This is a genomic window from uncultured Lacinutrix sp. (assembly GCF_947500325.1).
Lineage (GTDB): Bacteria > Bacteroidota > Bacteroidia > Flavobacteriales > Flavobacteriaceae > Lacinutrix.
Genome location: NZ_CANMRQ010000002.1, coordinates 366713 through 388923 on the forward strand (window position 1 = coordinate 366713; position 22211 = coordinate 388923).

Genomic DNA, 22211 nt, shown 5'->3' on the forward strand with positions numbered 1-22211 from the left:
TAAAAAATAGATTACTAAATTTAAAGCTTCTAATATACTAAAATGCAATTCACTAAACTGCTATCTGTTTTTGTTTTATTATGCGCGACTATAAGTTGTTCTCAAAAATCAAAAAAAACTGTTGCTCCTAAAATTATTCCAATACCTTTAAAACAGGAGCTTGCAAAAGGTCAATTTATGTTGAGTTCAAATACTGAATTGCATTATGCAGAGACTTTTAAAGTGTCTGCTCAATTTTTAAAGTCTTATATAGCTAATTCCAGTCAAATTAAATTAAAAGATAGTAATGGAGAAAATACTATTTTGTTTATAAGGGATACTTTATTGTCAAATAAAGAAGAATATAACATAGATATTACTCCAAAAAACATAAAAATTACTGCAGCAACTAATAATGGCGCATTCTATGCCGTGCAGACTTTAAGACAGTTACTGCCTTTAAGTTTTGAAAATGGGACTGAAAAAGAAGATCGTATTGCTATTCAATGTTTAAAAATAGAAGATAAGCCACAATTTGTTTATAGAGGTATGCATTTAGATGTTGGGCGCCATTTCTTTTCTACCAAATTTATAAAACAATATATAGATGCTCTAGCGATGCTGAAAATGAATACATTTCATTGGCATTTAACTGAGGATCAAGGCTGGAGAATAGAAATAAAAAAGTATCCTAAACTAAATAAAATTGCAGCTTATAGAGATGAAACTTTAATAGGACATTATAATGATGAACCTCAAGAATTTGATGGAAAAAAATATGGAGGCTATTATTCTCAAGAAGAAATAAAAGATATTGTAAAATATGCTCAAGAAAGACATATTACTATTATACCAGAAATAGAAATGCCTGGACATTCTCAAGCAGCAATTGCTGCATACCCTCATTTAGGATGTAGTGGGAAGCAGGTTGAGGTAGCAACAAAATGGGGTGTTTTTGAAGATATTTATTGTAGTAAAGATGATACTTTTAACTTTATTGAAGATGTATTAGATGAGGTTGTTGAATTGTTTCCAAGTCAATACATTCATATTGGAGGAGACGAGGCTCCAAAAACGAGATGGAAGACTTGCAGTGATTGTCAGCATAGAATGCAAACAGAAGGTTTAAAAGATGAACATGAATTACAAAGCTATTTTATTTCAAGAGTAGAGAGTTATTTGAATAGTAAAGGCAGGCAAATTATTGGTTGGGATGAGATCTTAGAAGGTGGTTTGGCTCCTAATGCAACGGTTATGTCATGGAGAGGAACAGATGGAGCTGTTGCTGCTGCTAAGCAAAAACATAATGTTATTAATACACCAACGTCTCATTGTTATTTTGACTATTACCAATCTACAAATAAAGATGAACCAACAGCTATTGGTGGTTTTTTACCATTAGAGAAAGTATATAGTTTTAATCCCATTCCTGAAGAATTAACAACAGAAGAATCACAATATATTTTGGGAGCTCAAGGTAATGTATGGACTGAGTATATGCCAACCGAAGCGCAAGTAGAATATATGGTGTTTCCACGTATTCTAGCAATGAGTGAAGTTGTTTGGTCTAAAAATGAAAATAAAGACTATAACGATTTTATATCAAGAGTTGAAAATTTTAATAAACGATTAGATACTTTAGGGATTAATTATGCAAATCATTTATATGAAGTGGAAGGCGAATTATTTACTAAAAATGAAAAACAAAATTATGCTCTAAAAACATTAACAAAAGGAAAAGACATTCGTTATACTTTAGATGGAAATGAACCAACTTTAAATTCAAAAAAATATAAAGGACCAATCCCTATTTTTGAAAGTAAAACTATTAAAGCAGCCGTTTTTAATCAAAAAAAGAAGTTAGGTTTAACTTTTATAGAAACCATAAATTACCACAAAGCAATAGGTAAGAAGATTACATTAAATGTTGCTCCTAATAAAACATACAGTGGTAGTGGGAAAGAAGGAATGATCAATGGAATTAATGGTAGCAATGAGCGTTTTGGAGATAAGGAATGGTTAGGATTTTGGGGAGATGATTTGGAAATTACAATAGACTTTGGAGAAATCACCAAAATCAATGCTATAGAAACTCGTTTTTATAACGCTAATGGACAATGGTTATATTCGCCAAAAAAGATAAATATAGATTTTTCTCAAGATTGCAATGTAAAAGGAAAGCTGCCTAGTATTGAAGTGAAAAATAGAGACTCAATAATTTCTACTTTTAATACTACTTTTAAAAACCTTTCGGCAAGTAAAGTCATATTGAGAATCCCAAATTACGGTATAATTCCAGAAGGATTTCAAGGTGCAGGAAATAAAGCTTGGACATTTATAGATGAGATTATTGTGAAATAGTGAAAAAAAACAGGCCTAAAAGACAAAATTGTATTAGCATAGATAAATACATAGTTGTTAATTTAGAAGCATATAATTTTGAGTACTAATAAAATATTAACCACTTAAAAAGTTTTCGCTTTTTGCGAATCAATAAAGGATGATTTTAGAAATCTGTGCTAACTCATATCAATCGGCAAAGAATGCTCAAGATGCGGGTGCCCACCGTATCGAATTGTGTAGTGAATTAGCAATTGGAGGCATTACTCCTAATTATGGTTTACTTAAACAAGTTATTAATAATTTAAGTATTGAAACATTTGTTTTAATTCGCCCTAGAAGTGGCAATTTCACTTATTCTAAAGAAGAATTTGAAATAATGAAAAGTAACATTAAACTCTGTAAAACGTTTGGGTGTGCTGGTATTGTTTCAGGTGTTTTACATGCAGATAATACAATTGATATAGAACGCACCAAACAATTAATTGAATTATCTAAACCATTACCATTTACCTTTCATCGCGCTTTTGATTGGGTTTTAGATCAAGAAGAAACATTAGAGCAATTAATAGAAATTGGAGTAAAAAGAGTGTTAACATCTGGACAGAATGTTACCGCTGAAAAAGCATTAGAAGTTTTAAAAACATTAAAACACAAAGCTAAAAATAGAATAACTATTCTTCCAGGTGGAGGTATTTCTGTAGATAATGCAGTTATATTTAAAAAGGCTGGTTTTAATGAGATTCATGCCTCTTTAACACAATTAGGGAAAGTAAATGAGCAACCTCAAATTGCAATGAATAGTGATAAACACTTTAATGAAACAAGTTTAGCAGTTTCAAGTTTAGAAAAAATAAAAGAATTATTAAAAATTATTCAATAATATGAAGTTTAAATTAGGGCTTTTAAGTTTATTCATTTTAACAGCTTGTAAAAAAGAAGTAAAACCAATAGGTGACCATTATATATCAATTTTTGATAATACTAATCTATATTTTGATATGGGTTTTAAAGATGGTTCAAAAAAATTAAACGATTCTATATTACGTTTAGATGCTGGGCGAGTGCTAGTAAAAAAAATAAAATTACCTAATTACAAATTACAACCAAAAGTAACAGTAAATGTTACTTTAACGTCTAATGGAGATCCATGGGATAAAGCGGGTTCGTTATTTGTAATACCAAAAAACTCAAATTTAAATTTAGTAGATTTTGAAACAGGTAAGTTTGATTTAAAAACATTAAAACAAGAGTATCCAGTAATTACTTTACTAGAGAAAGATAGTCTTAATTATAAGCCAAATATTGAACTTATTCGATTTATGACGCCATTTGGTGTTGGTCACTTTACTAATGATGAACGCGTAAAAGATAGAAAACCACCGTATATCCCACATTGGGAAGAGAACGTAAAATGGTCTCAAGAGATTACGCATTTATTACCTTTACTAGAAAATGAGGTTTATATTGGAGTTTATGTTGATACTTGGACAAAAGAAGGTTATAATATTTCTGTGAATTTAGATTTTAAAGAAAGTGAAATTCCTAATCATATAAAAAATAAACAAACAGTTATACCATTAGTTAATACTTCAAAGTATGCCGCAGAGCAAAAACTATATGATGATTTTTCTAAACAACCATTAAGTATCACTTTTACAGCAAAAGAGCAATATAAAAACGCGAAGCTTTATTTTATAACAACAGGTCATGGCGGACATTCTGGAGGAGATGAGTTTGTTAAAAAAGAACATCAAATAGATTTTGATGGCAAGAATATAAAAACATGGATACCTTGGCGCGACGATTGCGCTAGTTTCAGACGTTTTAACCCAACTTCTGGGACTTGGTCTGCTAAAGAATTTATGCCAGATGAAAAATCTGATGATAAAATAGCCTCTTCAGATTTATCACGATCAAATTGGTGTCCAGGTAGTCAAGTATTACCTGAAATTATAGATTTGGGAGATGTTGCTATAGGCGATCATACACTTAAAATTCAAATTCCAGAAGCACAAGTTGCTACTGAAACAGAAAATAATTATTGGATGATTTCCGCATATATTTTATACGACAATGAATAAACTATTTTTAGTATTACTTATAGCTATAATGTATAGTTGTAAGAAAGACGATTCTCCAAAAGCAAATAATTTAAATCAAAATTGGGCTTTTAAAAATGTAAAAGATACAATATGGCATGCGGCTGAGGTACCTGGAGAAGTGCATTCCGATTTATTTAGAAACGGAACAATAGAAGATCCTTTTGTGGCTAACAATGAATTAGATTTACAATGGATTTCTAGTGAAGATTGGGAATATAAAACCAACTTTAAAGTTGATGAAGAAACATTGTTAAAAAAGCATCTCGAATTAGATTTTAAAGGCTTAGATACCTATGCAACTGTGTATTTAAATGGAAAAGAAATTTTAAAAACTAATAATGCATTTCGTGAATTTTTAGTGGATGTAAAATCAATTATAAAGGCAGAAAATGAATTACATATTGTTTTTGAGAGTACTACTAAAGCAGAAAAAATAGAAAAAGAAAAACTACCATACGAGTTGCCTGCTGGAGATCGTATTTTTACGAGGAAACCACAGTTTCATTATGGTTGGGATTGGGGTCCAGTGTTAACTTCTAGTGGAGTATCTAGACCAATAATTTTAAAATCATGGAATGATTTTAAAATTGAAGATGTCTATTTTAATCAAAAAACATTAAATGATACGTTAGCAGAAATAGAAGCGCAGTTTGAAGTTAAAACATTGTTCAAAGATCCAATTACAGTTGAGATTTATGTAAATAATATATTAAACACTAAAACAGAATTAGAAGAAACTTCTAAAACCTTTTCTATCCCAATACAAATTAAGAATCCAAAAAAATGGTGGCCACATAATATTGGAGAACCTTATTTATATAATATAAAAACGGTAGTAAAACAAGGTAGAAGAACTTTAGATTCCTATACCTTAAAAAAAGGATTAAGAACGATAGAATTAGTGACAGAAAAAGATAGTATTGGTGAATCATTCTATTTTAAAGTAAATGATATACCAGTATATGCAAAAGGAGCTAATTATATTCCGCAACATAGCTTTCAAAATCAAGTAAAAATAGAAGATTATAAACGTATTTTGGGAGATGCTGTAGACGCTAATATGAATATGCTTCGTGTTTGGGGTGGCGGCATTTATGAAGACGATATATTTTATGAGTTGTGTGATGAAAAAGGTATTATGGTTTGGCAAGATTTTATGTTTGCATGCGCTATGTATCCAGGAGATGATAATTATCTAGAAAATGTAAAACAAGAAGCTATTGATAATGTAAAACGTCTAAGAAACCATAGTTCTATAGCTTTATGGTGTGGTAATAATGAAAATAATGAAGCTTGGCATCGTTGGGGATGGCAAACAGGAAGAAGTGAAGATGAAAAAAACGAAATATGGGGTAATTATCTTAAGTTGTTTGACACGCTTTTACCGCAAGTTGTAAACGATTATCATAACGAGATAGACTATTGGGAAAGTTCACCAAGATATGGAAGAGGAAATCCTTTATATAAAACCGAAGGAGATGCCCACGATTGGTGGATTTGGCATGACGAATATCCTTTTGAACATTTACAGGATGCTGTGCCTCGTTTTATGAGTGAGTTTGGATTTCAAGCGTTTCCAAGTTATGAAGCTATAAAATATATTAACGGTAACGAAAGTACTTCGGTATCTTCTAAGGCTTTCGATACGCATCAAAAACACCCAAGAGGTTATTCTATTATAAAAAACTATATGGAACGTGATTACCCTGTGCCAGATAATGATGAAGATTATGTCTATATGAGTCAACTAATGCAAGCTAATGGAATGGTAATGGGTTTTGAGGCGCAACGCCGTGCTAAACCATATAATATGGGCACATTGTATTGGCAACTTAATGATTGTTGGCCTGTAATATCATGGTCTAGTATAGATTTCTTAGGAAATTGGAAAGCAATGCATTATAAAACAAAGAAAGCTTTTGAAGATGTTTTAATTTCTTCAAGAGTGGTTAATGATACTTTAAATGTTTACTTAATTAATGATGATTTAGAGTCGTATAAAGGAGATTTAAAACTTAAAATAATAGATTTTAACGGTAATCTTTTACATGAAGTCTCTAAGCCAATAGATGTAGAAGCAGATAGTAGTGAGATAAAATATAAATTAGATATTACAAGGTTTAATAAAGATGAAGTTGTTGTAATCTCAACATTTAAAGATGAGATTTCTCTTTTTTATCTAGGTAAGTATAAGGCATTAAAACTTCAAAAGGGAGATATTAAACAAACTGTAACAAAAACAGATGATGGTTTTTCTATTGAATTATCAAGTAAAATACTTCAAAAAGACGTGTTTTTAATTTCAGAAGCAAAAGGTCATTTTAGTGATAATTTTTTCGATATACTACCTAATGAAACAAAAGTGATAGAGTTTAAAAGTAAGGCAAACGAAATTAAAGATTTTCGTATAAAAACCTTTAACAATTTAGTAAGATAAAACAGTCTGTAAATGGTTAATTTTGATAAAAATTAATTTATCTATGATTCGGTTAATTATCTTCATTGTCATTTTTGTTATTATAGATATATATGCTTATCAGGCATTTAGAACGCTATTTAAATACCAATGGTTACCTTGGGTTTATTTTATACTATCTATAGCTGTTTATAGTTATTTTACTTATGTGTTTTTAAATTATGATCGAAGTGTTGGTCAAACGAGTAAAACACTTTGGGCAATGGGATTGTTTTTATTGTCGTTTATTCCAAAACTAGTCGTGTTTTTTGTGATGTTTGGTGAAGATATTATTAGACTTCTAGTTGGTGGTTATAATTATATTACAGATAATTTTTTCTCTGGAACTTCTGAAAAGTATTTACCTAGTAGAAGACAGTTTGTTAGTAAAATAGCTTTAGGTATAGCTGCTATGCCATTAGCTTCTTTACTTTATGGTATGTATAAAGGACGCTATAATTATAAAGTACTAAAGTATACGCTACATTTTGAAGATTTACCAAAAGCATTTGATGGTTTTAAATTAACTCAAATAAGTGATATTCATTCTGGGAGCTTTGATAATAAAGAAAAAATTGAATACGCAATAGATTTAATAAATGAACAAGAAACGGATGTAATATTATTTACTGGAGATATTGTTAATACTAAAGCGGAAGAAATGGACCCATGGATTGATACTTTTAAACGTATTAAAAACCCAAAATTTGGGAAGCATTCTGTATTAGGAAACCATGATTATGGAGAGTATGCCTCTTGGCCATCAAAAGAAGCAAAACAAGCTAATTTTGAAGCTATAAAAAATATTCATAATAAAATAGATTTTAATTTATTGTTGAATGAAAATACATTCCTTGAGAAAGATGGAGAACGTATTGCTTTAGTGGGCGTAGAGAATTGGGGTAAGAGTTTTAAAAAAGCTGGCGATTTAGATAAAGCGATAGCTTCTGTTTCTAGTGAAGATTTTAAAATATTAATGAGTCATGATCCTTCGCACTGGGAATATGAAGTTAAGTCTCATAAAGAACACTTTCACTTAACATTAAGCGGACATACACATGGTCTTCAATTTGGTATAGAAATACCAGGTTTCTTTAAATGGAGTCCAGTACAATATGTCTATAAGCAATGGGCTGGATTATATAATGAGGCAAGTCAATACATAAATGTAAATAGAGGTTTTGGTTATCATGCTTATCCTGGACGTGTAGGTATTTGGCCAGAAATTACTGTTATAGAGCTTAAAAAAGGCGCGAAAGTTGCTTAAAATGAACTGGATAAATCTATAAGTTGTTAAAAAATTGTAGATTTACAATAACAAGTTTGAACTAATACTTTAAATAATGTCAAAATTTGGAGAATTAATCGATGTAAACATTCCTGTTTTATTAGATTTTTTTACAGAATGGAATGAGCAATCTACCGCAATGCATCCAGTACTTAGGGATGTTGCTGCTGCGCTTGGAGATAAGGCTAAAGTAATTAAGATTGATGTTGATAAAAATAAAGAGTTATCTGAGGCGCTGAGAGTAAAAGGTTTGCCAACACTTATTATATATAAAAATGGTGAAATGAAATGGCGCCAAAGTGGTGAGCAAGATGCTAATACTTTAATAGCTTTAGTGCAGTCTTATTACTAAGTTTTAATTGCTTCAAATGTATAGTTTTTATTACTAAAGTGTTCTAGGAATTTTGGTAATGAATACATCATGTTTTTAGATGCTTTTACGCTGTCATGAAACACAATAATATTTCCTTTTTTTGTTCTTGAAATAGCGTTTTTTAAACATTGCTCTTTAGAGACCTCTTTTTCCCAATCGAAAGTAATAACGCTCCACATAATTATTTTATAACCAAGCTTAATTAATGCTTTTCCTTGACTATTTTTAATCTTGCCAAACGGCGGACGAAATAAATTGACTGTACCTTTTTCTAATTGACTATTTATAGCTTTCTCAGCTTGAATTACATTTTCTATGTAACTTTTAGTTTCTGTTTTCCAGCCTATTATATGGTCATGAGTATGGTTGCCAATACTATGGCCATTAGCTAGTATGTTTTTAAATATTTCTGGGTGTTTTATAACATTATTACCAATACAAAAAAAAGTAGCTCGGGCATTATATTTTTTTAAAGTGTCTAGTGTCCATTGGGTAATTTCCGGTGTTGGTCCGTCATCAAAAGTGAGATAGATAACTTTATCTTTAGACGAAAAATCCCAAACATAGTTTGGGAAAATTCGCGTTATAAATTTAGGTATTTTAACAGGAATAAAACGCATGCTTTATTCTTCAGGTTCTACAACTGGAATGCTACTATCTCTATTGATATCGCGATCTTCTATCATATCTGGTCTTTCCATTTCTTCTCGTTTAGGAAAAAGATCATCAAAAAGACTTTCATAATTACCAAATACCTTAAATTCTTTTTCTGCAAAGTCTTCATCGTATTCAACTAGAACTATTATTAATGCTCTATAACGCTCTAAATCTGTAATAATGTTTTCACCATTTTTAAATTGATTTTCACGAGTAAGCTCACTATAATATTTTAGATTTTCTTGATATTTTACAGCAACATCCTTAAAAAGTTGTCTGGCTTTATCTTTAGCATTAGCTTCGTAATAACCACTAATATATGGTTCTAATAACGTGTAATAGCCAAATTTATCTACAGGCATGTTTTCCATTGCTATGTCTGCAACTTCTTCAGCTTTGTCTAATTTCTTTTCATTAATTAAAGCTTCCATTAAGCGTGCTAAATTACCTCTGTAAGTAATAGAATTTTTACGTGTTTCTGGATCGTGATAAATATTGTCACTACCACTATTTCCCCAATCCCAGGTTTTAACTTTTTCATACATTAGGTCACTATCTACTCTACCCATATCAAAAGGGTTTGCACGTTCTACAGGTGTTTTAATAGGTACTAATTTATAACACATACCATCAAGTTGCAGGTAATCTTTCATCCAGATATAATCATCTTCACCAAAGGCACCACCAGTAAAGTATAATGGGCGTTCCCAATTATTATTGGCAACGATATCTAGCATTAATAAACGTTGTTTATATATAGCGCTTTCATCTATTTTTATATCAATAAAATCTACAATTTCATCAGCATCTTTTTCTTTTACTAATCCATTTCTAAGGACTTCTGCTTTATTTACAGGTACTCTAATGTTTTCAACAGGGAAATAATTAGTATTTAATAGTTGCGAAGGGTATTGTGACTCATCTTCACCTTGCAATTGAATAATACGCTTAAATTTTGTTTTTGGATTATCGCTCGATACAAAATCCATAAATTCTTTAATCGTTAATGTATCACGACTAAATGTTGGTTTGTATTCTTCGGTTTTAGGGTCGTGATAACTGGTTCTCTTCATGATATATTCACGTGTACCTTTCTTGTATTGATAATGGGTAAGCTGCGATGGTATAGGATCACTTTCGTAAGCTTTACGTTTCATTTGGTCTATATACCAATCGGTTTGAAATAAACTGGTGTTTACTACCCGAACATCGGTTCTATAGTTTTCAATTTCTTGGGCATACCATAAAGCAAAGGTATCATTATCTCCTATAGAGAATAGAATGGCATTCTCTGCACAGGAATCAAGATATTTTTTTGCCATTGCTAGTGCAGTATACTTATTAGATCTATCGTGGTCATCCCAATTGTTTGCAATTAAAACTCCAGGTACTAATAGTAAACAGACCAAAGCTATAGCGGGAGCTAATAACTTCCCTTTTACTTTTGTTCTAAGGACATCAAAAATTGCATAAACACCAAAACCAATCCAGATGGCGAATACATAAAAAGAACCTACAACAGAGTAGTCACGTTCACGAGGCTCAAATGGTCTTACGTTTGTATATACTTGTATCGCTAAACCTGTAAATAGGAAAAAGACGAGTAAGACCCAAAATAGTTTTTTATCCTTATTAAATAGGAAAAGCAAACCAATAAGTCCTAGAATTAGAGGCAGGAAATAGTATGTGTTTCTTGCTTTGTTATCCTTTACATCACTAGGTAAATTATCTTGAGATTGTCCTAGATGTAATGAGTCAAATGCGTTAATACCACTAATCCAGTTACCATGATTGTTATATTCACCTTGAATATCGTCTTGCCTTCCAGTAAAATTCCACATAAAATAACGCCAATACATATAGCCTAGTTGGAACTCTAATAAGTAAGATATGTTGCTTCCTAAAGATGGCTTTTTTACATTAAGGTATTGTTGCCCATATTGTTTTAAGAAATTATGATACCCTTTGTAATCAACATTACGTTTAGCTACTTCATTTTTAAACTGCTTTATTAGCGCAATCTCTTTTTGTATTCTTGTATTAAGATAAAGATTTAGTTTGTCTCCATATTGAGCCATAAAACGATCATATTCCGTTTCAGTTAACTGGTTGCTTTGGTATTTGGTTACAAAATCTGCTATTTTCTTTTCTGTAAAAGGGTCAACAATGTATTCGTCTTTTAAGCTAAAATCTAAAAAACCAGAAAAGAGCATATAGTTTTCTGCATTTTCACCACTCCACATTCTTGGTAAAATAGCCGCTTGTTCACTATTAAAGTTTTGATTTGCGTTTTTATAATCATTAACTATAACATATTTTCCTAAAGCCTCATCCTTTTCATATTTAGGTTTATCATCTATGTAGGGTTTATCTTCATCTAATCCAGAATATTGATCTGTAAATAAAGGTCCATAAAACAAGTGTGTCTCTGGATATTGCTCTAGGTTATAATACGCTAATAACTCTCTTGCGCTTGATGGGTTATTTTCGTTAACTACCACATTAGCATTCGCTCGAATAGGTAACATTATCCATGAAGAAAAACCAATAACAACAAAAGTAATACATAAAATACCTGTGTTTATATGCTTGTAACCTTTTTTTCTAGTATAATTTAAACTAAAATAGATAGCTGCAATTAATAATAACCCTGCGATTATAGAGCCAGAATTAAATGGTAAACCTATAGAGTTAACAAAGAAAATTTCTAATACACTAAAGAACCTTAAGATGTTTGGCGCTAGTAATTTGAAAATGAATAATAATATAGCTATAGAAACAACATTTGCAATTATAAAATTAGCAATGGTAACAGTCTTATAATTCTTAAAATAATAAATTAACCCAATAGCAGGGATTGTTAATAACCCCATAAAGTGTACACCAAAAGATAATCCAATTACAAAGGCTATTAATACTAGCCATTTATTGCCTCTAGGTTTGTGCATGTCTTTTTCCCAACGTAAGGCTAAATAAAATAAGATAGCCATAATTAATGTAGCCATGGCATAAACTTCAGTCTCGACAGCATTAAACCAAAAAGAATCTGTAAAGGCAAAAGCCAAACTTCCTACAAAAGCACTACCTAAAATAGCTTGTGTTTTTCTATCTGAATAGGCTTCATCTCCAACCATTTTTTGTAGTAGTAATGAAATACTCCAAAACATGAATAAAATAGTAAAAGCACTACTAACTGCACTTACCATATTAAGCATGAGTCCAATATATTGAGGTTCTATTGCTAATGTTGAGAACATAGCACCTAACATTTGAAATAAGGGCGCCCCAGGTGGATGACCAACTTGTAGTTTAGCTGAGGTTAAAATGTATTCGCCAGCATCCCAATAACTAACAGTAGGTTCTACTGTTAAACTGTATGTAATTAATGCTATTAAAAAAGCGAACCAACCTAGAATGTTGTTCCATTTTTTAAAGTTGATTGAAGTCATATATGGTATATTTAATACTATGGCGAATTTACTAATAAATATGAAATGAGCATAACAATTAAATTTCTAGCATGAAAAAGATTGTAATTCGAATTCCATTCAACAAAATAAAGGAAATAAAGATGAACAGATAAAATGAAAATGCTAAATTTTTCTTAACTAAAAAGTTGTTATGCTGTCTTAATTAAGGTGTTAAACGTGGTTTTTTAATTAAGAGTATATTTTTATGTTTTTTTATTGAAAAATATTTGCTCAAATAAAACTTTGTTTTAAATTTGCAACCTGTTAGAAACACTGGCCCATGGTGTAACTGGCAACACGTCGGTTTTTGGTACCGAAGAGTCTAGGTTCGAGCCCTAGTGGGCCAACAAAATTAATCCTAATTCAAATTGAATTAGGATTTTTTGTTTTTAAGAATAAAAAAAGCTTCTCACATTGAGAAGCTTTTCTGTTTTCAGATATACATCCTACAATAATTAGACTACAACTTTATAAGCTTAGTGGTTGCTGTTGTTCCTAATTTATTTTCCGTTTTTATAATATACATGCCATTAGAAAGGTCTTCTATATTGAAATTTTCACCTTTTTTAAAATCACCACTTAAGGCTTTTATTAGTTTACCTGAAACATCATAAACTTCTAGTTTAGAAATCGCTTTGTTAATAGTAAATGAATTTTTAGTTGGGTTTGGAAATAATGTTAGTTTACTTTCTAAACTATAATTGTTAGTAGACAAGGTTTGAGAATTTTTATTCCCATACATTTTAAACTGTCCTGCAACTACGTTTATTGGAGTTGAGGTATCTGTAATATTAATTGAAGTTGTTCCTGTAGGATCCATTAAATCATACCAAATGCCAGTATATGGGAAATTTGGAATTATGTTTTGAGAATTAACATCAAAGTTTGCTAGAATAACAACATTTTTAAGCTCAGATGATAGTAATGTATCATCCCAAATATAAATTTTAGGCGTTAAATTTCCAGAATCTATAGAATAATTACCTTCAAAAACAGCTTCCTCAGTTTTTAAAAGATTAATTCTAGCCCAATCATTATATATTTTGTTTCTATTTGTATCTGCTAACCAATTATTACTCCATTGCGGTTGCGGTTTTGTATCTAATTTGCAATCTCCAGAAGCTGCATCACTATCTGTATTAACACTTCCATTATTACATGTGAAAATTGAGTTTTCCATGCCTAATGCTCCAAAATGCCATATCATTTTTGGACCAGGAACAGTTAAAGTAACGGCTCCCAAAGCAGACATTCTAGACAATGCCGTATTTAAATCTTGTACATCATGAGATGGATTTGATTGTTGTCCAAATTGAAGGTTTTTATACATTAATCGTTCTTCATCATGACTTTCTGCATAACCAATTAATCTAGGCGCAATAAAGTTGCGACTATCATGACCAACACCAGAAATATCATTATTAGAATTATAACCCATAGTTAATTGGTTATAATTAGTAGTCATTTTGCCCCAAAGCATAATACCTTTTGGTTCACTTTCATTTACTCTGTAATCTGCCCATTCTTTTTCTTCTTGATTACCTCCTAAATGTTCAAAAATAACATAATGTGTTGGGTCCAAACTCCATGAATAATCTGCATATTCTTTTAGAATAGCAACACGATCTGCTTGATAGCTATTGGTACAACCTTCGTCATTAGCTGTACAGTTTTGGGTAAACCCTTTTGTTAAATCCCAACGAAATCCATCAATTTTAAAATTGTCTACCCAATGTTGTATTACACGTTTTACATAGTCTTTAGTTCTTGGGTTTGAATGATCAAAATCATAACCCACGTTATAACTGTGTCTTGCATCTTCATTTAAATATGGGTTTTCGCTATTTGGTTGTCCCCAACCATCATTGTCTGAGTCGTTCATCCACATTCTTACCATAGGACTTCTTCCAAAAGCATGATTTAAAGCGACGTCTAAAATGACAGCAATATCATTTTGGTGGCATAAGTCTATAAATTCTTTTAACTTGTCTTCGGTGCCATAAAACTTATCTAAGGCCATATGATAAGAGGTGTTATAGCCCCAACTTTCATTACCTTCAAACTCCATTACGGGCATTAATTGAATAGCATTGATATTTAAGTTTTTAAAATAATCAATCTTATCAATTAAATCTTGAAAGTTTCTATCTGCATCAAAATCTCTTACTAAAACTTCGTAGATAATTAAATCTTCTTTTTTAGGCTTTTGAAAGTTGGTTACTTGCCATGGATAATTACTTTGACCAGTTTGTAAAACTGTAACTTCTCGTTCTTGTCCAACAGGGTAACTTGGTAGATTTGGGTATGAAGTTGAAGGGATAAACGGATCGTCAAAAGGAGATAATACCAGTGTTGAATATGGGTCTGCTGTTTTTACTAGAGCTGGAGAATTTGTAGCAGCTGTTTTATCTACTACCCAGTATTGATAAGTTTCTATTTGACCAGGAGTTAAGCCTGTTAATTCGATCCAGAATTTATTGTTTCTAGTCACATCTTTTTTCATTGCATAACTAGTGTCTGGTTGCCAATTGTTAAAACTTCCAGCGACATAAACAAAGTCCTTGCCTGTAGCGTATAAGACTAATATAGCTGTGTTGTCATCAATATAAGTTATGCCATCTTCATAGGTAGTTGGCATAATGCCAACATTACTTCCAGGGTCTATAATTACATTAAAAACATTGGTTACAATATTTCCTGCTAGATTTACTTCTAGTTCATAATTTTGATTGTCTATAATGTTAGTATGAGTATAAGAGTAAGTAGATATGTTTGATTGAGAATCTAAAACCACTCCATTTGCTCTTAAAGTATAATTTGCATTTCCTCCAGTATTATTAGCATTTATAGCTAACATTTCTCCTGCATTAATTATAGTAGTAGAATTAGTTTGAGGCGTGTTTTGTATAACTTGAAACGAGCCAACATCTAATGTTATATCTTGAGATTTCTTGTCGCCTGAACCATCATTTGCTTTTATTAAAAAGCCTATTCTCCCAATACCTGTTCTGCTATAAAAAGTGTTAGGTGTAAATGAAATCGAATAAGTGTCATTACCACTATTGTAGGTTAGTTTGTTTGTTTCGTTAGAGTCTGTCCACATGCCGTTAGTAGGGCAGTCTTGTATGTTTTGCAGATTTAAGTCAAAAGACCAAGACCATATATAAAGGGAGTTGTCTGTTATTCCCCAGGTCGCTTCGTTAATACTATTGCCATCAATAGTAATAGTAATTGTTTCATTTTCTTCAAATGGATTTGGGCTTACAGAATATGTTATATTTTGTTGTTGTGCGTAGCTTCCAAGCGTAAGAAGAATAAATAAATATAGTATGTTTTTTTTCATGTGATTAATAAATAAAAGGCTGCTAATATTTAATATTAAAACAGCCTTTATGGTTTATATGAATTTATTATTTAGTTAATAGAATAAGTACTATTAGTAATATCTAACTTGATTCTATAATCTCCAGCTGTAACTGCGATGTTGTCTCCTCCAGCATCTAAAGTTCCATCTGCGCCAGTATCACCAAAATCTGAAGCCCAGTCATCGTTTACTCTAAATTTAATTTCTCCATCAATCAGTGTTACAATGTCACCAACCCAAATATCATTACTTAGTGGTGTTAAAGTGAAATCTTGTGTAGCTCCCCAATCATTATAACCAGAACCAACAATACCATATAAATCTGAAGTTTCGATAGTGTATGTGTTAGCATTAAAATCTAAAGTTATTGTGTAGTGTCCTGCGGTTACTGCAATATTATCACCACCAGCTTCTAAAGTACCATCAGCTCCTGTGTCTCCAAAGTCTATATTCCATTCGTTATTTTGACGGAATTTGATTTCACCATCAACTAATCTTATACCAACTTTAAAAGTGTCAGTAACATAATCATAGTAAAATTTACCATCTGGTGTTGCTCCCCAATCGTTATAACCAGAACCTACAACTCCCCAAGAAAATGGTTCAATAGAATAAGTATTGTCATTTAAATTCATTGTAATTTTATATGTTCCAGCGGTTACTACAATATTGTCTCCGCCAGCATCTAACGTCCCATCTGCTCCAGTATCACCAAAGTCGTTATCCCACATGTCATTCTCTCTAAATTTAATCTCCCCATCAACAAGTGTTGCGTATGTAACAAATATATTAGCTTCACTAGTTGAGTAAAATGTTTGGTCTTCGTAAGCGCCCCAATTATTATAACCTGAACCTACAATTCCCCAACTTACTGGTTCAATTCCAGAACTACCACCACTAGACGCTGCTTCTAATAACCTTACCGTTAAAGGTTGATTAGAGCTAAATTGTTCTGTTGTAGACCCTGTGTCGCCAGGGTAAGCTCTAAGTCTAAACATTAAGTCTCCAGTATCTGGTTCTGTAGTATCTGGATCATTATCTAATCCAGAAAGAGTAGCGATACTTTTTAATTGACCAATATTTATTGTGATTTGGTTTTCTGAAGTAGCTCCTAAATTATCTAAAGTAGCAGCATCTGAGAAGTCTCCTAATAAAGAATATTGTACTTCGTAAGATATATTTGTTTGTACATTAAAATTTGCTGGGTTCCAGGTAAATACTACACCTATGTTATCATCTGCATCAGTAGAAGCTGGTAATACATATTCTGGTAATATAGTATTTGTTAATTCAAAACCTCCTTGAGGAGCAGCTGTAAATACTAAATCATCGTTTTGTTCGCAAGAACTTAAACCAACAATGGCAAAGACTGCTAATAGTAATAGTGTTTTAAAATTTTTCATAATTCTTTTTTATTAGTAACCAGGGTTTTGTTGTAAGTTTGGATTAACCTCTAAAGCAGTTTGAGGAATTGGGAATAGTCTATAGGTATCTGGAATTGATGTTCCGCTAACGGTTCCACCTTTCCATGGCCATAAATAGCTTCCTCCTGTAAACTTTCCAAAACGAATAAGATCTGTTCTTCTTTGTCCTTCTAAATTTAATTCTCTACCACGTTCATCAATTATAAAATCTAAATCTAAGTCACCCATTGTAATTGGGTCTGCATTCGATCTAGTTCTTACTTGATTAACATAAGAGAGTGCGTCACTCATATTAGCGTTAGAAGCTCCACGAACAGCACATTCTGCATACATCAAGTAAGCATCTGCTAATCTGTAGAAAGGGAAATCTGTTCCAGAAAATGAAGTTGGAGGCGTGATTTCGCCAAAATTATTATTTCTAAATTTAATAGAAGGATAACCATCGGTCCATACCGTATAGTCATTCATTTCATAATTATGTCCATTTGTCCAAAACAGCTCGGCTCTATCATCATTAGTTGTAGCTAAGTCACCATAAAGACCATACCATGCTTTGGTTGCTCTGTGACCTTGCCATCCTTCTGCAGCTCCAAAATCTGAAATGGTTATAGTATCTGGGCTTAAATTTCCATTCACGATATAAGTAGTGTTACCAAAGCTTTGACTTTCAATTGGATCAGCTAATAGAGGGAAAATAATTTCTGAAGACATATCATTATCGCCAGAAAAGTTTTCTAAAAAGTTAGTGGTTAACATATATGGTCCTTCAGTAATTACTTTATTTGCATATGTACTAGCATCATCCCATCTAGCTGTTCCTGAATAAACTTGAGCATTCAAATATAGTTTTGATAGTAACATATCTACTACATATGTATTTGCTCTTCCATAACCATTATTATTTCCAATAGTAGATTCAATTGCTAATAACTCAGACTCTACATAGTTAAAAAGATCAAGTCTTGAAGCTTCTGGTAATGGTGTTGTAACTCCTAAATCATCTTCGGTTACAAGAACACCTTTACCAAAGGTATCCATTATGTTGTAATAAGCTAATGCACGCAAGAAGCGCACTTCACTTTTAATACCTTCTTTATTTGGAATATCAACATTATCTAAGACAGGAATTAAATTATTACACTGAGGAATTGTGTAATATGCACGATCGTAAAACAATCTAAAAAATTTGTTGTTACTATCCCAATTTGATGTTGTTGTTAATTGATCTAATCCATCATCTCCCCAGCGATTTTTCATTGAGTCTGAAGTGAAGTCTTGAAGGTTAATTATAGCTCTTAGAAATGCACCTTCACCAGCATCAGGGCTTGTAATATCTGAGCTTCCAGGTCCATTTGTGCCTGATAATGCATATGAAGCGTATAGTCTAGATAGAATACCTTCAACAGCATTGGGGTCTTGAGCTAATAATTGTTCTAAGGATAATTCTACCTTAGGTTCTGTATTTAGATCGTCTGTACATGAGACCATTCCTAAAGCAACGATTCCCATAAAAATTAATATTATTTTTTTCATAATCATAGGTTTTTAAAAATCTAAATTGATACCAAAAGTATAAGCTGTTGGTCTTGGATAGAAATTATTATCAATACCTCCAAAATTTTCAGGATCTTGACCAGAATACTCAGTAATAATGAAAGGATTATTTACAGCAGCATATAATCTCATACGTGTATTTTTAATAAAGTTATCTTTAAACTGATACCCTAAAACAATATTTTCACATCTTAGAAAGGCAGCATCTTCTAAATAATAATCTGAATATTGTTTGTTTTGTATCACATCTTCAAATACAATATTTGATTCGCCTTCATAGAAGTCTAATACATTAGCTAAACTATTATCTCTAGTAGGTATAGCTCCATCTCTATTACCAAAATTTAAAGTATTAAAGTTGTATGTTTTTCCATCTAATTGACCTCTAAAGGTTGAGCTAAAATCCCAGTTTTTGTAAGAGACATTAAAGCCAAATCCAAAAGTCCAGTTTGGTACTGTTTTAACTAAGTATTTATCATCATCAGTAATTACATTATCACCATTTAAATCTGCAAATGCTCCAGGTATTGGGTTACCATTAGCGTCATATATTTGTTTGAAAACTGCAGCTTCTCGAATTTCTCTTCCTACATTGTTAAAATACAAGTTAGATCCTGTACCTGTTAAGCTTCCTCCAGCTCTAAGTGTTGTAATGTCTTGCAGGTCTGTTATTTCTGTTTTTGCATATGCTAAATTTCCGTTTAATGAGATATTAAGATTATCACTTTGTATAGGGTTTAATCCCAATGATAATTCAAATCCTTCACTTTCTGTAGATCCTACGTTTTTAACAAATTCGTTTGTTAAAAACTGTCCAGGAGGAATAGCGACTCTTGCTAATAAATCTGTAGTCTCTCTTTTAAAGATGTCAAATGATCCAGTTATGATATTATTTTGAAAAAAATCAAAGTCTAAACCAAGGTTGTAGGTGTCTGTTTTCTCCCATGTTAAATCTGGGTTAAACGGTAATGCAGAATACAAGAAAACACCTGGTAAATATTGACTGTTTTGATTACCTGCAGCAAAGAATGGTGTCGATGGATAGAAACCTACATTACCAGTAATATCTTGTTGTCCAGTTTTACCATATCCTAATCTTAATTTTAAATCATTAATATATTTAGAATCATTAATAAAACTTAATTTATTCAATTTCCATGCTACTGCTCCAGCAGGAAAATATCCCCAACGATTATCTTCACTAAATAGAGACGAGCCATCTGCTCTTAAAGAAAGTGTAATTAATAATTGGTCTGCGATATCTAAATTAGCTCTACCAAAAAATGACTGTAAATTTAATTCGTTAAAATAACGGTTAGTAGGGTTTTGAGGATCAATATTTAATTCTCTAACACCAGTTGTAGGATTGTTTATAAAACGATCTTGATTACCATCTGTTTTAAAATTTTGATAAGAATAACCACCTTGAATATCGAAACGTTTTAAGAAGCTGTTATCTAATTCTTTATTATATAATAGATAACCGTCTAAAGTTGTATTTGTAATGTCTTGTCTTTCTCTATAATTAACGCCAGGATTAAAAACAATAGCATTTGCATTGTCTGTATCAATTCCAAAGGCAGATAAAGCATTATTAGTAAAACGTTCCTCAATTTTTACTTTTGAAGCGTCTAAACCTAAGTTTACAACAGCTTTTAAACCATTAATAAAAGGTAGTTTATAGTCAAGTTCAATATTTCCTAAAAGTCGTAACGCACGTTCTGGTCTTGTACGTTCTTCGAGTATGGTTACTGGATTAGATCGGCCTTGAATTTGAATAATACCAGCATTATCGATTAAACTATTTACATAGTAGCCATTAAATATTGAGTTGTTATCTAAAATAGGTTTCGTAGGATCAAATCTTAATGCTCCATCTATAGCTCCACCAGTATTAGCATTGTTTTTATCTACAAATGTTGCTTTTGCATTAACGTCAATTTTTAAATTGTCATTTAATAATTTAGGGGATAATCTTAAAGAGCCGCTAAATCTCTCATAATCATCAGTCCTAACGACACCTTCAGCATTATTGTAACCAACAGAAGCTCTAAAAGGAATGCTTTCTCCTAAGTTTGTTCTAACACTAAAATGTGTATTAGATGTAAAAGCTGTTCTAAATACTTGATCTTTCCAATTAGTATCATATATAGCTCTATCTTGAAACTCTACAAAATCCCCATTCTCATCAAATATACTTACTTGAATAATTTGACTAACTGGTTGATTTGTAGAAACAGATCCTACGGGTACACCAAGCCTAAAAGCTTGATCTGGGTAATATTCTTGAATAAACCGGACATAGTTTTCACTACCCATTACGTTTAAACCTTCTCCAGCACTACTTACTGTCGCATCTGTAGAAAAATTAAATTTTATATCTCCAGATGTTCCTTTCTTAGTAGTTATAATAATAACACCATTAGAAGCTCTAGAGCCATAAATAGCAGTAGCAGAAGCGTCTTTTAAGATAGTGAAGCTTTCTACATCGTTTGGGTTTACCAGTGCTAAAGGATTACTTACGCCAGCAGGGTTTTGATTTCCAATTGGTATACCATCAATAACAATTAGTGGACTACTGTTAGCGCTTAAAGAAGCACCTCCTCGTATTCTAATATTTGGAGCAGAATCAGGAGAACCACCATTATTAGTGATTCTTACACCAGCAGCTTTACCGGTTATCAATTGATCTGTAGTTAAAATAGCACCTTTGTTAAATTCTTTCGAGCTTACAACATCTACAGAGCCAGTAAGATCTTCTTTTTTTACACTACCATAACCTATAATGACTACCTCGTCTAATTGAGATGTATCATTAGCTAAAATTATATTTAACGTAGTTTGTCCAGTATAGCTGATTTCTTGAGTAAGATAACCTACGTATGAGAATTCTATAATATCTCCTGTATTTACTGTTATTTCATAATTTCCATCAAAATCGGTAGCGGTTCCATTGTTGGTGCCTTTAACAAGTACATTTACACCTGGAAGTGGTAATGATGAAGATTGTTCTGTTACTGAGCCCGAAATAGTATTCTGCGCAATTAGTATTGAGGGCAGAAAAACTAAAGCAAACAGTAAACTATTCAAAATTGTTTTCATACAATATTATTAAGTTAGTTTTTAAAATATCTTGTTTATATTTTTACTTCTCGGTGTTAAATCTATGTAAATTTTATATTAATATTCTAGAAACCCTTGA

The 22211-nt window shown here is 31.6% G+C and carries 12 protein-coding genes and 1 tRNA gene; 7 read left to right on the plus strand and 6 right to left on the minus strand.

Features of this window, described 5'->3' with window-relative positions:
* Positions 1-42 precede the first annotated feature (42 nt).
* From Q0997_RS04425 to Q0997_RS04450, 6 genes are all read left to right on the plus strand, one after another.
* Positions 43-2340 carry a family 20 glycosylhydrolase gene (locus Q0997_RS04425; RefSeq protein WP_299885084.1) on the plus strand — a complete coding sequence of 766 codons (2298 nt, stop codon included), beginning with the start codon at positions 43-45 and terminating at the stop codon, positions 2338-2340.
* Positions 2341-2479: 139 nt separating this feature from the next.
* The gene (locus tag Q0997_RS04430) at positions 2480-3202 is read left to right on the plus strand and encodes a copper homeostasis protein CutC (RefSeq protein WP_299885086.1); all 723 of its coding nucleotides are present in this window, start codon (positions 2480-2482) and stop codon (positions 3200-3202) included.
* Between the two features lies 1 nt (position 3203).
* Positions 3204-4403, plus strand: coding sequence for a PNGase F N-terminal domain-containing protein (locus Q0997_RS04435; protein ID WP_299885088.1), 1200 nt, complete (start codon positions 3204-3206; stop codon positions 4401-4403).
* Positions 4396-6861, plus strand: a complete 2466-nt coding sequence (locus Q0997_RS04440) for a glycoside hydrolase family 2 protein (RefSeq protein ID WP_299885091.1) — start codon at positions 4396-4398, stop codon at positions 6859-6861. Before Q0997_RS04435 ends, Q0997_RS04440 begins: the two co-directional genes overlap by 8 nt.
* Before the next feature lie 43 nt (positions 6862-6904).
* The gene (locus Q0997_RS04445) at positions 6905-8146 is read left to right on the plus strand and encodes a metallophosphoesterase (RefSeq protein ID WP_299885094.1); all 1242 of its coding nucleotides are present in this window, start codon (positions 6905-6907) and stop codon (positions 8144-8146) included.
* 76 nt (positions 8147-8222) lie between these two features.
* Positions 8223-8519 carry a co-chaperone YbbN gene (locus tag Q0997_RS04450; RefSeq protein ID WP_299885095.1) on the plus strand — a complete coding sequence of 99 codons (297 nt, stop codon included), beginning with the start codon at positions 8223-8225 and terminating at the stop codon, positions 8517-8519.
* Here the strand turns inward: Q0997_RS04450 and Q0997_RS04455 are convergent.
* Positions 8516-9160 carry a polysaccharide deacetylase family protein gene (locus Q0997_RS04455; RefSeq protein WP_299885098.1) on the minus strand — a complete coding sequence of 215 codons (645 nt, stop codon included), beginning with the start codon at positions 9158-9160 and terminating at the stop codon, positions 8516-8518. The genes Q0997_RS04450 and Q0997_RS04455 overlap by 4 nt on opposite strands.
* A gap of 3 nt (positions 9161-9163) precedes the next feature.
* Entirely contained in the window at positions 9164-12646 is a 3483-nt protein-coding gene (locus Q0997_RS04460) for a DUF2723 domain-containing protein (protein ID WP_299885101.1), read from the minus strand.
* Positions 12647-12941: 295 nt separating this feature from the next.
* Here Q0997_RS04460 and Q0997_RS04465 point away from each other — a divergent pair.
* Positions 12942-13014, plus strand: a tRNA-Gln gene (locus tag Q0997_RS04465).
* Between the two features lie 113 nt (positions 13015-13127).
* Here Q0997_RS04465 and Q0997_RS04470 read toward each other — a convergent pair.
* From Q0997_RS04470 to Q0997_RS04485, 4 genes are all read right to left on the minus strand, one after another.
* Entirely contained in the window at positions 13128-16010 is a 2883-nt protein-coding gene (locus tag Q0997_RS04470) for an alpha-amylase family glycosyl hydrolase (protein WP_299885103.1), read from the minus strand.
* 71 nt (positions 16011-16081) lie between these two features.
* Positions 16082-17434 (minus strand): SusE domain-containing protein, encoded by a 1353-nt coding sequence (locus Q0997_RS04475; RefSeq protein WP_299885106.1) that lies wholly within the window; start codon positions 17432-17434, stop codon positions 16082-16084.
* Between the two features lie 12 nt (positions 17435-17446).
* Positions 17447-18988, minus strand: a complete 1542-nt coding sequence (locus Q0997_RS04480; RefSeq protein ID WP_299885109.1) for a RagB/SusD family nutrient uptake outer membrane protein — start codon at positions 18986-18988, stop codon at positions 17447-17449.
* Positions 18989-19000: 12 nt separating this feature from the next.
* Complete coding sequence (locus Q0997_RS04485) at positions 19001-22111, minus strand: SusC/RagA family TonB-linked outer membrane protein (protein WP_299885112.1); 3111 nt, start codon at positions 22109-22111, stop codon at positions 19001-19003.
* Between the last annotated feature and the right edge of the window lie 100 nt (positions 22112-22211).

Bases quoted from the DNA above. Each gene is read 5' to 3' on its own strand.
- Q0997_RS04435 (WP_299885088.1), top strand. From the start codon at position 3,204: ATGAAGTTTAAATTAGGGCTTTTAAGTTTATTCATTTTAACAGCTTGT.
- Q0997_RS04450 (WP_299885095.1), top strand. From the start codon at position 8,223: ATGTCAAAATTTGGAGAATTAATCGATGTAAACATTCCTGTTTTATTA.
- Q0997_RS04425 (WP_299885084.1), top strand. From the start codon at position 43: ATGCAATTCACTAAACTGCTATCTGTTTTTGTTTTATTATGCGCGACT.
- Q0997_RS04440 (WP_299885091.1), top strand. From the start codon at position 4,396: ATGAATAAACTATTTTTAGTATTACTTATAGCTATAATGTATAGTTGT.
- Q0997_RS04445 (WP_299885094.1), top strand. From the start codon at position 6,905: ATGATTCGGTTAATTATCTTCATTGTCATTTTTGTTATTATAGATATA.
- Q0997_RS04475 (WP_299885106.1), bottom strand. From the start codon at position 17,434: ATGAAAAATTTTAAAACACTATTACTATTAGCAGTCTTTGCCATTGTT.
- Q0997_RS04480 (WP_299885109.1), bottom strand. From the start codon at position 18,988: ATGAAAAAAATAATATTAATTTTTATGGGAATCGTTGCTTTAGGAATG.
- Q0997_RS04455 (WP_299885098.1), bottom strand. From the start codon at position 9,160: ATGCGTTTTATTCCTGTTAAAATACCTAAATTTATAACGCGAATTTTC.
- Q0997_RS04460 (WP_299885101.1), bottom strand. From the start codon at position 12,646: ATGACTTCAATCAACTTTAAAAAATGGAACAACATTCTAGGTTGGTTC.
- Q0997_RS04430 (WP_299885086.1), top strand. From the start codon at position 2,480: ATGATTTTAGAAATCTGTGCTAACTCATATCAATCGGCAAAGAATGCT.
- Q0997_RS04470 (WP_299885103.1), bottom strand. From the start codon at position 16,010: ATGAAAAAAAACATACTATATTTATTTATTCTTCTTACGCTTGGAAGC.
- Q0997_RS04485 (WP_299885112.1), bottom strand. From the start codon at position 22,111: ATGAAAACAATTTTGAATAGTTTACTGTTTGCTTTAGTTTTTCTGCCC.